An 11,578-nucleotide genomic window follows, 5' to 3' on the forward strand; every position below is an offset into this window, starting at 1 on the left:
TCAGAGATCATCCCCGGTCTGAACCCGCCACTGGGCGGCATAGGCCCCGCTCTGCCGGATCAGGTCCTGATGGCGTCCCCGCTCGGTGATCCGTCCTTTTTCAACCACCACAATGTCGTCGGCGTTGACGATCGTTGAGAGCCGGTGCGCGATCATGATCACCGTGCGTTCATGACCGATATGCTCCAATGAGCGCTGGATCGCCGCCTCGGTCTCGTTGTCCACGGCGCTGGTGGCCTCATCCAGAACCAGAATGGGCGGGTCCTTGAGCAGGGCCCGGGCCAGGGACAGGCGTTGACGCTGACCGCCGGACAGGCGCACGCCGCGTTCGCCGACGGCGGTGTCCAGTCCGTCCGGCAACGCCGAGATGAAGTCCCAGGCTTCGGCCGTGCGCGCGGCCTGCTCAATGGCCGAGCTATCGGCGTCCGGCCGACCGTAGGCGATGTTCTCACGGATCGACCCTTCAAACAGATACACATCCTGACTGACCAGACCGATGGCCTGACGCAGTGACCGCAACGTGACCGACTGGATCGGATGACCGTCGATGCGGATCTCGCCCTGTTCCGGGTCGTAGAAGCGCAGCAGGAGCTTGACGAGCGTGGACTTGCCGGAGCCGGTGGCGCCCACCAGGGCCAGCGTGTTGCCGGCCGGGACGGACAGGCTGACGCCATCGACCCCATCGCCGCTGCTGGCGTAGTGGAACGCCACGTTATCGAACGCCACTGCGCCTTTGACCGGTTCGGGCAGAGCGGTGGTGGCTTCGTCCCGGACCCGGATCGGCACGGCGAGCAGGTCCAGAATGCGACGGGTACTGGCCATGGCCCGCTCGAACAGATCAATCACTTCGGCCATGCCCGTCAGCGGCCACAGTAGCCGCTGTGTCAGGAAAACCAGCACGCCGTAGGCCCCCACGTTCAGATCGCCCTGAATGGCCTGAAGACCGCCGATGGTGAAGGTGGCCAGAAAGCCGGCCAGGATCGCCATGCGAATGATGGGGATGAACGCCGAGCTGACGCGGATGGCGCGGCGGTTCGCTGTCACGTACGCCTCGCTGCTGGCCCGCAGCCGTTCCGCCTCGCGGTTTTCGGCCGTGAAGCTCTTGATCGTGGCAATACCGCCGAGATTATTCGCCAGCCGGCTGGAGAGATCCCCGACTTTTTCCCGGACGTCCGCATACAGGGGACCGGCTTTCTTCTGGAAGTAGAAGGCGCCCCAGATGATCAGCGGAATGGGCGTGAAGGCCAGCACTGCAATCAACGGCGACAGAACGAAGAAGACTGCACCGACCGCCACCACGGAGACGGCGACCTGGATCATGGCGTTGGCACCGCCATCCAGGAAACGCTCAAGCTGGTTGATGTCGTCGTTCATCGTGGCGACGAGCTGCCCGGAGGAACGGGATTCGAAGAACGCCATATCCAATCTCTGTACGTGCTCATAGGCGTCCTGACGCAGATCGGCCTGCAGCCGCTGGGCCAGATTACGCCAGAGGATCTGGAACAGGTACTCGAAGATCGACTCGCCAGCCCAGATGAAGAACGTCAGGCCGCCGAGAATCAGGATCTGTTCCTGTGCGGAGTCGAAACCGAGCGAGGCGACGAAGCTCTCCTCCTGATTGACCACCACATCGATGGCGATGCCGATCAGGATCTCCGGCGCGATGTCGAACAGCTTGTTAATGATCGAACAGGCCGTGGCCGCGATGATCTGGCGGCGATAACCACGGGCATAACGAAGCAGACGACCCAGTGCGGCAAAACTGCCGGTGGCCGGGCTGGCGGATGTGGACATGGGGTTCTCCGGCGTGGCGGTCAGGGCGGTGGAAACCACCACCCTGCAAAAGGCGCAAGGTTAGCGAATGAACGCCTCAGGCGAAAGGGATCAGGCGTTCCCGGAGGGCGCACCGCTGACGCCTCTGGACCTGCGTTGCCAACCTTTGATGTGGAACCACCACACCGGCGGGCTGGCGCCTTGGCCAGAGGCGTCAGCGGTACGCAGTCGATCAACGAATTAACCAGACGGGACACTATCGCTGGAGCCATCGGTCCAGTTGATCCGCAAAGGCCTTTCGGTCTGTCTGCGAGAAAGGGGGTGGCCCGCCCGTAACCTGACCTGCGCCCCGCAGTTCTTCCATCATGTCGCGCATGGCCAGTCGCTGGCGGATGTTTTCCCGGGTAAAGGCTTCGCCTCTGGGGTTCAGCACAAACGCGCCTTTTTCGATGGCTTCGGATGCCAGTGGAATGTCCTGTGTGACCACCAGATCGCCATGGTTCATGCGGTCAACGATGTCGTCGTCGGCCTTGTCGAAGCCCTGGGGCACCTGACGGGTCGTGATCCAGCGGGACGGCGGCACCGGGATCGGCTGGTTGGCGACAAAGGTGGTCTCGACACCGCGCCGGGTGGCGGCACGGCAGAGAATATCGCGGATGGGGCCGGGGCAGGCGTCGGCATCAACCCAGATCGGCATAGTCAGGCTCCGTCATCAATAAGCCGGTTCAGGATACCCGGAAACGGACCATTCGGCAGCCCTGACTCCCTCTATCCAGGAACGTGAATCGTAGCCTACCGTTGATTGCCAACGGCAATCGGGCAACACTGTGGATGTACCGATGTTGCTCCAATGAGGAATTGCCCATGCGACAAGCCGGCCTGGTCCTGAGCCTCCTGATGTTAGCCACCTCTGCCTTGGCACATGAGTACCAAAGCGGTGATATCACGATCGGACACCCCTGGTCCCGCGCCACACCGCCGGGCGTGGACAAGGGCGTGGGCTACCTCACCCTGACCAACGAGGGACAGGAGCCGATCACCGTCACCGGTGCCGCCAGTCCCCGTGCCAACAGCGTGGGTATCCACGAAACACGCATGGAGGAGGGCATGATGACCATGGCACCGGTGAGCAATGGTCTGACTGTCGCGCCCGGCCAGACGGTCGAGTTCAAGCCCAAAAGCTATCACCTGATGCTGATGGGGCTGGATCAGCCGCTGGAAGAGGGCGAGCGGGTGCCGGTGACACTGGTGTTTGACGGGGCGCCGTCCCGTCAGGTCGAGCTTCACGTCGAAGGGGCGGGTGGCGCGCACCCGGAATGAGCCATCGGAGGCTAACCCGCTGTACGGTCTGCGATGGCCCGGTCCGTCCGTTCCAGACGGTGCGCGGGATCGACTACTGGCGCTGCGGCCACTGTGAGGCGACGATCATGGACCCGGCCCACTGGCCCACACTGTCGGACGAGCAGGCCGTTTACGACCTGCACGAGAATGACGTCCGCGATCCGGGCTATCGCCGCTTTCTGTCCAAGCTGGTGGATCCGCTGCTCGAACAGATCCCGCCGGGCTCCGATGTGCTCGATTTCGGGTGCGGTCCGGGGCCGGCGCTGGCTGCCATGCTCTCCGAGGCGGGCATGCGGGTGGCGGGCTACGATCCGATCTATGCCCCCGACCCGGCGTTACTTGATCGCCGCTGGCCGGTGATCACGGCCACGGAAGTGATTGAGCACCTTCACGATCCCGGGGCGACATTCCAGCAGCTTGATGCCTGTCTCGAACCCGGTGGCTGGCTCGCTGTCATGACTTGCTTCCAGACCGACGACGAGCGGTTCGCCAACTGGCACTATCGCCGTGACCCGACGCACGTCGTGTTCTATCGCGAACACACGCTGGCCACCGTAGCGGCCCGGCACGGCTGGTCGCTGACGGTGCCCCGCAAGGACGTTGCCCTGTTTCAAAAGCACGCATAAAAAAGCCGGAGAGGGACTCTCCGGCAAGCGGGGGGTGTGAGGTCAGGGGCGGCTCAGGCCAGGTCGTCGATGGCCTGGTGCGCGGACTCAATGGCCGCGTTTGCCGCGTCATCGCCCATCGCCAAACCTTCCGCGCGGACGATCCGCACGTCCTCGATACCCAGGAACTTCAGGAAGTGCTCAACGTACGGGGCCTGGAAGTCCGCCGGCGTGTCGGCGTACTGGCCGCCACTGGTGATGAAGACGGTGGCCTTCTTGTTGGCGAGCAGGCCAACCGGGCCCTTCTCCGTGTACTTGAAGGTCGTGCCGGCACGGGCGACGTGGTCGAACCAGGCCTTCAGTGTGGAGGCCACGTTGAAGTTGTACGTGGGCGCGGCAATGACCACTTCGTCCGCTTCCTGAATTTCGGCGATCAGCGTATCGGCAATCGCAGCGGCGTCTGCCTGTTCTGATGAACGCTCGCCGGGATCGGTGAGTGCCGCCTTGAACCGTGTGCCGGTGAGGTGCGTCACTGGTTCGGCCGCTAGATCGCGACGCACCAGATTGATGCCGGCATCCGCTTCACGGCGCTTTGACACATAGCGGTCGGCCAGTTGTGAGGACTGGCCATTGTCACCGAATACGCTGTTGTTGAGCTGCAGAATCGTCGTCATGGATCGTCTCCTTCTCGTCCCTTGAATCTGGTGCTATTCAATACCGAAACGATCCATCAGAAAATCAAAAAAAATCGGCGGTCTTGATCGAATCCAGTGATCGGGTTCGGCACAGGCGCACGATCACCTACAGTGTTTGGGTATGACGCCACGAATTAAAAAGAACTATCTGCGCCTCGCGATTGCCACCGTTTACCTGATCGGAATGATGCTGATCTACGGATCAGACCAGAAGGTGGTCTGGTGGTTCTGGATGTGGCCGCTGTTTATCGCCTTCGTGATGTACAGCGTCATTATCTGGTCGGGGCGCTGCCCGACCTGCAAGGCGGATTTTGCGTTGGAAAGCGGCGAGCGGGGCTTTGCCATGACCACCATGACCTGTCGTTTCTGTGGTGCACAGTGTCAGCGACTCAATGGTGGTGCCGGAGGAGGAGGCGGCCCCTGAGCCGCGCAATCTCCGCCTTCAGGCGCAACAGGCTTTGTATTTGCGGCCACTTCCGCACGGGCATGCGTCATTGCGCCCCGGCTTGAGGGAGCCTTCACTGGTCTCGCCGCTCACATAGAACCAGCAGCCGTTCTCCCGGATAAAATCGGACCGTTCCTCAAGATACCCAAAGCCCTTGCCGGTCCGGTAAATGGCCCGGAAGTGAACCTGCCCCCGGTCGCCATCTTCACCACTGTCGAGAATCTGCAGGGCCGCCCAGTCCGGACTGTCGTCCAGCGACAGTGTTGGGGGGCAGGTGCTGTCATGCCAGGTATTGAGCAGGTAGTCCTTATCCCGGACCACGAACGCGCTGTACCGGGATCGCATCAATGTTTCCGGTGTCGGAGCGAGGTTGCCCAGGTGATAGGGCTGGCAGCATTCGGCGTAGGGTGCCCCGCTGCCACAGGGGCACTGGTCTGGTGTTGTGGTGCTCATAGACGCCAGTTTAACAGTCGCATGTCGGTTTTCGCTTACAAACGCTCACCGGATCGGCCATTCCCTATTTGAGCGAACGCGTGTACGCTAAGTTAAAATGAATCGTTAATGAGTCTTTGATATGCGGTCTTTCCTGGCCTGGGTCTACTCCGCCATTGGTTCCCTGATCGGGTTCTGTCTGTGCCTGGTCCGTCCATTCAATCCGGACAACAACCGGATCAACGCCCGTATGCTTGCGTCCGGTGGTCAGCGACTGCTGAACATGCAGGTGGACGTCGAAGGCAGGGAGTACCTGGCCGATGACACCCCGCGCATCGTGATCGCCAATCACCAACACAATGAAGACCTGTTCGTGATGGGCAACCTGCTGCCGCCCCGGACCGTGACCGTGGGTAAGTCCAGCCTGCGCTGGCTGCCGTTCTTCGGCCAGATGTTCTGGCTCGGCGGCAATGTATTGGTCAACCGTCGCAAGGGCAGCAAAGCGGTCGCCGTCATCAATGCCACGGCCGAGGCGATGCGCCGGGATGGCAAATCCGTCTGGATTTTCCCGGAAGGCACCCGCAGTCATGGCAAGGGACTGCGCGCCTTCCGCAAGGGCGCCTTTCATGCGGCGGTCGCGGCTGGCGTGCCGATCACCATGGTGTGTGTGAGCGAGTATCAGGGCGCGACCGGGCATGGTCGTGGCGAGCCGCCGGTGCGCGTGCGGGTTCTGCCGCCCGTGGACACGGCCGGTATGACCGCCGACGATGTGCCGTCGCTGCTGGACGCCTGCCATGCCCGGATGAAGCAGACCATTGATGACCTGACCCATCGGTTGCCATCCCCCGCCTGACCACGTCTATACTCCGTCCTGAATCGACTGGACGGAGTCGACGCCATGCCCATTAGCGAGACGGACCACATCCACCTGCGGCGCTGTGTGGCGCTGGCACGTCAGGCACTGGAATCCGGCGACGAACCGTTTGGGTCCGTGCTCGTGGCATCCAGCGGCGAGGTGCTGTTCGAGGATCACAACCACGTGGCGGGTGGCGATCATACCCAGCACCCGGAGTTCGCCATTGCGCGCTGGGCCGCCCGGAATCTCTCGCCGGAAGAGCGTCGCCGTGCCACCGTCTACACCTCGGGGGAACACTGCCCCATGTGCGCCGCCGCTCACGCCTGGGTGGGTCTGGGTCGTATCGTCTACGCCAGTTCCTCCGAACAGCTTGGGCGGTGGTTGGCTGAGATGGACGTGCCACCGCCGCCGGTCAATCCGCTGCCGATTACCGATATTGCGCCGAATGTGCCCGTGGAGGGACCGGTGTCCGAGCTGGCCGAGGAGGTCAGGTCGCTGCATCGGCGTCTGCATGGTTAATCCCGCGAGTTCATTGACTGGCTGACTGAGCCCTGGAGGCGGTGTCCAGAAGGCGGCTCCGAAACCATTGATGCGCCGGATCCCGGTCCAGAACTTCCGGCCAGATCATGTAGATGGGGATGGGCGGCACCGGGGCCGCTCCCGCTTCTGGCAGCGGCCCCGTCAGCCGATCAATAGCCCGGTAGCCATCGACGCTTTGCCTTTTCAATCATGTCCCGGGGGTTGTGGTTCCAGGGGTGAAAACGGGGGCTGTAAAACCGCAGGTAGGACGGAATCATCCGACGGAAGACGCCCGGGCGCCCCCACATGTAGTCGACGGCCCGTGCCCACGACTTGAGGTTGCCAAGCTGGCCGTCGGCCTTCATCAGCTGGATCACATGGAGACTGGTGAAGACCGGGAAGATGACGCTGACGAACATCATCTCGCTGATGCGGGTCCATTCGCTGCCGCCGATGGCCTTGTAGACGTCAAAGGCCACGGCCTTGTGCTCGGATTCCTCAATGGCGTGCCACGCCCAGACCGGCGCGATCCGGGGGTCCATCTCTTCGAGGGCTTCGTCATACTTCAACAGAAAGTCTTCGGCCATCATGGCTGTAAAGTGCTCAACGGCGACGGTGTGCGCCAACTGACGCTCCGGTGACAGGTTCGACCGCATCCAGTCCATGAAGCCCTGAATTTCTCTCTCCAGCCGGGCCAGGCCGATGCCGCGCTGGTCCAGAAACTCATTGAATTCCTTGTGTTCCTTCGAGTGGTGCGCCTCCTGACCGATGAACGCCCGCACCGCTTTTTTCAGCTCCGGGTCAGTGATCCGATCCTGGAAGTGGCGCACCGAATCGATGAAGAACTTCTCGCCGGGCGGGAAGCTGGAGGACAGGGCGGCCAGCAGGAGCGTCTTGACCGGATCGTTGTCCCACCAGTACTTGGGCAGATCGGCCGGAAAATCAAACTCCGGATGCCGGACTTCTGGCAGCGGCGCCTGACTGGACGGATGGGCCTCGGTGTTGGCTTTTGCGGTGGCGCTGGTCATCGGGTGCCTCCTGAGCGAGCTCGGTGGATGACGCTTTTATTATTCGATTATTGTCAAACTATCACAGCGTTGCCGAAGTGGGTGCACTCCCCGAGGTCGCAGGAACAGAATGGCCTGAAAAGAGAATCGGAAAGGATCGTTCTTTCCGCAATGACCCGCCAAGGCTCAACACGGCCACCAGAGAGACCGAAATGCTCAACGGGATAGTGATGGCAACGGGCATTGTGATCGGGGACGACCACGGTCGGAAACGCGCGACAGGCCCGCGAGTGAGTCCGTGAGCGGTCGTTCGCGGCAATGCGAGCACTGGTAAGCTGTTGCGCTATCCGGGGCCGTAAAGACGATCATCAGACTGTTACGGAAACGCTTATGGGATATTGGTTCACCGTCGCATTGCTCTCACCCTTTCTGCTGGTGCAGGCCCGTCATGTTCGCCGGGTGACGCCGCGCCTGCCGGAACCGGAGGGGGTCCGGACGGGCATTGAGGGGGCTGGTCCGCCGTGCCGGTTGCTGATTATGGGCGATTCGGCGGCGGCGGGCGTCGGGGCGGCCAGTCAGGCGAGCGCGCTGTCCGGCCAGCTCGTCGGTGCGCTTTCCGGGCAGTACCGCGTCGAATGGCGCCTGCATGCCACGACCGGCCATACCATTGCCGACCTTCTGAGTCGGGTGTCGGATCTGCCGGAGGCGCCCTTTGATGCCGTCCTCGTCTCCATCGGAGTGAATGACGTCACGGGCGGTACCCGCCTTCGCCAGTGGCGCGAGCGACTGGACTCCCTGTGCCAGACACTGAGCCTCCGGTTCGGTGCCCCTGACATCATCCTCACGAGCGTGCCGCCCATGGAGGCATTTCCGGCACTGCCGCGACCGTTGCGTGGATTGCTGGGACGGCGCGCGCGGGCGCTCAATCGCGTGATGGAAGTGGTTGCGGAGAACCGGCAGGCGTGTCATTTCCTGGCACCGGCGTTTCCCCTGATGCCGGAGTACATCGCCGCAGACGGGTTCCACCCCAGCCCGGTCGCGTACCGGCTCTGGGCAGAACAGGTGGCCCGTCGGCTGCTGAACCGGGTTCAAACGACGCCTTGATGAGTCATTTGGTTCCTGACACGTAGTGGATTTACCGGACAGGGGCATTCGCCGTACGCTGGACAGCGTTCACGTATCGGCCTGCATCAGGAGAACCCCCTTGGAGATCACCAACCCGGAGAGCTGGACCCTGCTTCACGGGGTCATTGTCTTCGCCATCTGCGCCCTCACGATTGCCGTGGTGGGCACACGAATCACGCGGGTGGTGGATCAACTGGCCGACCGGACCGGTATTGGTGAAGCGGCCGCCGGGGCGGTTCTGCTCGGTGGGGCGACGTCGCTGGGCGGGTCCGTCCTGTCGGTGACGGCGGCCCTTCATGGCCATGCCGAGCTGGCGATCAGCAACGCCGTGGGTGGGATTGCGGTCCAGACCTTCTTCCTGTCGATGGCGGACATCGTCTACCGGCGTGCCAACCTGGAGCATGCCGCCGCGTCCGTACCAAACCTGATGCAGAATGCGCTGCTGATCTCCCTGTTGGCCCTGATTCTGCTGACCCCCTACCTGCCGGATGTCACCATCTGGGGCATCCATCCGGTCACCCCGCTTCTGTTTGGTTTCTATATCTATGGCCTTCGGTTGGTCCAGAGCGCCTCGGAAAAACCCATGTGGCGACCGTCGCAGACGCGTGAGACCCGGCAGGACACGCCCGAGGACACGAGCCGTATGCCCGCCCTCCAACGCCTCTGGGGGGAATTTCTCGGGTTGGCCGTGATATTGGGCATTGCCGGCTGGGCTCTGGAACCGGCGGCGACTACGATTGCCACGCAGGCTAATCTGGGTCAGACCGTGGTGGGCGTGATGCTGACTGCCGTCAGCACCTCGATTCCGGAGCTGGTGACCTCAATTGCGGCGGTTCGGCGCGGCGCGCTGACCCTGGCCGTGGGCGGCATTATTGGCGGCAACGCCTTCGACACCCTCTTCATGGCGGCCTCTGATCTGGGCTATCGGGAAGGCTCGATCTATCACGCCATCCCCGATGACTCGACGTTCTGGCTGGCGCTGACACTGGTCATGTCCGGCATCCTGATGATGGGGATGATCCGCCGTGAACGCCACGGTATCGGCAAGATCGGTGCCGAAAGCGTGGCGATCATCGCGCTTTACGGACTCGGCGTGGTGATCCTGTTTGCCGGTTAGTGGCCGGGCTCCGAATTTGTTGTGTCCGGCGTCGGTCTGGGTTTGGTGTCCGGAAGAATCCGGCGGCCGATTATGACCAGAACGAACCCGAACAGGAACATCAACACGCCGTAGATGGCGGACGGAATCGACATCTCGCTCGATTTCAGCAGCGTCAATGTCACCATCAGGCCGATGGTGCCGTTCTTGATACCCAGCTCCACGGCGACGGCCAGCGATTCCCGTGGTGAAAGCCCGGAGAAGCGACTGACTGCCAGGCCCATGGCAATTCCGCCGAGATTAAGAAACGCGGTCGACGGCCCGGCAGACCCGAGCAGGCTGAAAAGGCGGTCCCACTGGGAAACGACCAGCCCCACCACGATCGCAGCGAGCACAACCCCACCAAAGATACTGACAACCCCTTCGGCTTTCTGCGCCGCCTCTGCCTTGAATGACCGGAAGATCATGCCCAGCGTCACCGGGATCAGAACCAGTACCACCAGCATCGCGATGGTCCGTCCCACGGGCAGGGCAATACTGGCGGATTCGTCCATATAGTGCTGCAGCGCCATGTTGGTGAACAGCGGCAGGCTCAGGATCGTCACGAGACTCGCAATGACTGTCAGGACGATGGACAGCGCGACGTTCCCCTTGGACAGCATGACAAACAGGTTGGAGGTCGTCCCACCCGGACACGCCGCAATGATAACCAGACCAACGGCAATGGCGGGTGTCGGCCCCATCAGGGCGATGATCAGCACGGCCAGCAGGGGCATACCAACGATCTGCGCAATGGAGCCGACGATGATCCCTCGGGGATAGATCGCCAGTTGGCGGAAATCGCGGACGGTCAGTGTCATGCCGATACCGACCATGATGATGAACAGGGAAATCGGCAGACCAATGTCGATCAGGGGGCTTGATTCCACGGAAACGCCTCTTTGTTATTCGTGTGATTGGCCTACAGCTTAGCGCGTTGATGCCGTTTTGCTGTATCAACCTGTAACTATATGAGTTCTCGATGTTTTTGTGTCGATATATTTTACGGTTCTGCCGGGGAGCCCGGTAATGGCCATAAAAATAGCAATAGAAACAGAGCTATACGTGATGGCATGATCTTTGTAAGAAATCAGGCCGAGGATGAACAAGTTGTCACATGGAGACGTTGTATGAAGTCTGTTCTGGTTTTTACGCTGACCGCCCTGTTCGCGATGTCAGCACACGCTGTTCCCGTCACGATTGACCCGGATACGGGGGCGTCCGGTTTTTTTGATTTCGACGGCACGATCGGAAGTACCCAGACCAACCCGGCGGATGGCTGGGCCATTTCGGTCGACAGTGATTCGCTGATCGATATCAGTGTCACGGATTGCTGTGTTGCCGGCGATGCCTTCGCCCTGATGATGGATGGCGCCGTCACGCCCTGGGATGACGTTGACCTGACGGGAAGCAACAATTTCGTGGGACAGGTCGACGATCTGTTTTTGTCGGCGGGAACCCATGCCTTCGACTTCCAGGTGACGGAGAGCTGTTGCACTGCTGGCAGTGCAGACTATTCCTTTTCAGAAGTCACCGAAGCGACCGCCACCGTTCCCGAGCCTGGCGCCATGGCGCTGCTGGTTCTCGGCCTGGTCGGCCTGACTCTGTACCGGTATCGGCGCACTTGAAACCGTCGCCTTCCGCG

At 61.9% G+C, this 11,578-nt stretch carries 14 protein-coding genes; 8 read left to right on the plus strand and 6 right to left on the minus strand.

Features of this window, described 5'->3' with window-relative positions; genetic code table 11:
* Positions 1-1,794 (minus strand): ABC transporter ATP-binding protein, encoded by a 1,794-nt coding sequence (locus tag C8D92_RS01200; RefSeq protein ID WP_116918209.1) that lies wholly within the window; start codon positions 1,792-1,794, stop codon positions 1-3.
* Positions 1,795-2,029: 235 nt separating this feature from the next.
* Positions 2,030-2,470: a YaiI/YqxD family protein gene (locus C8D92_RS01205; protein ID WP_095609678.1), complete on the minus strand. Its 441-nt coding sequence runs from the start codon at positions 2,468-2,470 to the stop codon at positions 2,030-2,032.
* Positions 2,471-2,637: 167 nt separating this feature from the next.
* Here C8D92_RS01205 and C8D92_RS01210 point away from each other — a divergent pair, with 167 nt between their 5' ends.
* Positions 2,638-3,093, plus strand: coding sequence for a copper chaperone PCu(A)C (locus C8D92_RS01210; RefSeq protein ID WP_158222322.1), 456 nt, complete (start codon positions 2,638-2,640; stop codon positions 3,091-3,093).
* Positions 3,090-3,740, plus strand: coding sequence for a class I SAM-dependent methyltransferase (locus C8D92_RS01215; RefSeq protein WP_095609676.1), 651 nt, complete (start codon positions 3,090-3,092; stop codon positions 3,738-3,740). The genes C8D92_RS01210 and C8D92_RS01215 overlap by 4 nt, the downstream gene beginning before the upstream one ends.
* Positions 3,741-3,793: 53 nt before the next feature.
* Here the strand turns inward: C8D92_RS01215 and C8D92_RS01220 are convergent, their stop codons facing one another.
* A complete protein-coding gene (locus tag C8D92_RS01220) occupies positions 3,794-4,393 on the minus strand; it encodes an FMN-dependent NADH-azoreductase (RefSeq protein WP_095609675.1) in 600 nt (199 codons plus the stop codon).
* A gap of 142 nt (positions 4,394-4,535) precedes the next feature.
* Between C8D92_RS01220 and C8D92_RS01225 the strand changes: the two genes are divergently transcribed.
* Positions 4,536-4,838, plus strand: a complete 303-nt coding sequence (locus C8D92_RS01225) for a hypothetical protein (protein WP_095609674.1) — start codon at positions 4,536-4,538, stop codon at positions 4,836-4,838.
* Between the two features lie 18 nt (positions 4,839-4,856).
* Here C8D92_RS01225 and C8D92_RS01230 read toward each other — a convergent pair whose 3' ends face one another.
* Complete coding sequence (locus C8D92_RS01230) at positions 4,857-5,312, minus strand: YchJ family protein (RefSeq protein ID WP_095609673.1); 456 nt, start codon at positions 5,310-5,312, stop codon at positions 4,857-4,859.
* Between the two features lie 121 nt (positions 5,313-5,433).
* Here C8D92_RS01230 and C8D92_RS01235 point away from each other — a divergent pair, with 121 nt between their 5' ends.
* Both C8D92_RS01235 and C8D92_RS01240 read left to right on the plus strand, forming a co-directional pair.
* Positions 5,434-6,144: a lysophospholipid acyltransferase family protein gene (locus C8D92_RS01235; protein WP_095609672.1), complete on the plus strand. Its 711-nt coding sequence runs from the start codon at positions 5,434-5,436 to the stop codon at positions 6,142-6,144.
* A 45-nt stretch (positions 6,145-6,189) separates the two neighbouring features.
* On the plus strand, positions 6,190-6,666 hold the full coding sequence (locus tag C8D92_RS01240) for a nucleoside deaminase (protein ID WP_116918210.1): 477 nt from the start codon (positions 6,190-6,192) through the stop codon (positions 6,664-6,666).
* Positions 6,667-6,836: 170 nt separating this feature from the next.
* Here the strand turns inward: C8D92_RS01240 and C8D92_RS01245 are convergent, their stop codons facing one another.
* Positions 6,837-7,694, minus strand: a complete 858-nt coding sequence (locus C8D92_RS01245) for a metal-dependent hydrolase (protein WP_095609668.1) — start codon at positions 7,692-7,694, stop codon at positions 6,837-6,839.
* Positions 7,695-8,063: 369 nt separating this feature from the next.
* Here C8D92_RS01245 and C8D92_RS01250 point away from each other — a divergent pair, with 369 nt between their 5' ends.
* Both C8D92_RS01250 and C8D92_RS01255 read left to right on the plus strand, forming a co-directional pair.
* On the plus strand, positions 8,064-8,777 hold the full coding sequence (locus tag C8D92_RS01250) for an SGNH/GDSL hydrolase family protein (protein WP_116918211.1): 714 nt from the start codon (positions 8,064-8,066) through the stop codon (positions 8,775-8,777).
* 100 nt (positions 8,778-8,877) lie between these two features.
* Complete coding sequence (locus C8D92_RS01255) at positions 8,878-9,915, plus strand: sodium:calcium antiporter (RefSeq protein ID WP_116918212.1); 1,038 nt, start codon at positions 8,878-8,880, stop codon at positions 9,913-9,915.
* Here the strand turns inward: C8D92_RS01255 and C8D92_RS01260 are convergent.
* On the minus strand, positions 9,912-10,823 hold the full coding sequence (locus tag C8D92_RS01260) for a bile acid:sodium symporter family protein (protein ID WP_116918213.1): 912 nt from the start codon (positions 10,821-10,823) through the stop codon (positions 9,912-9,914). The two genes, C8D92_RS01255 and C8D92_RS01260, sit on opposite strands and share 4 nt — an antisense overlap.
* A 240-nt stretch (positions 10,824-11,063) precedes the next feature.
* On the opposite strand from C8D92_RS01260, the gene C8D92_RS01265 reads away from it, so the two are divergent.
* Positions 11,064-11,561 (plus strand): PEP-CTERM sorting domain-containing protein, encoded by a 498-nt coding sequence (locus C8D92_RS01265; protein WP_158222383.1) that lies wholly within the window; start codon positions 11,064-11,066, stop codon positions 11,559-11,561.
* Positions 11,562-11,578 lie beyond the last annotated feature (17 nt).

It is taken from the genome of Tamilnaduibacter salinus, from assembly GCF_003096655.1.
Taxonomy (GTDB): domain Bacteria; phylum Pseudomonadota; class Gammaproteobacteria; order Pseudomonadales; family Oleiphilaceae; genus Tamilnaduibacter; species Tamilnaduibacter salinus.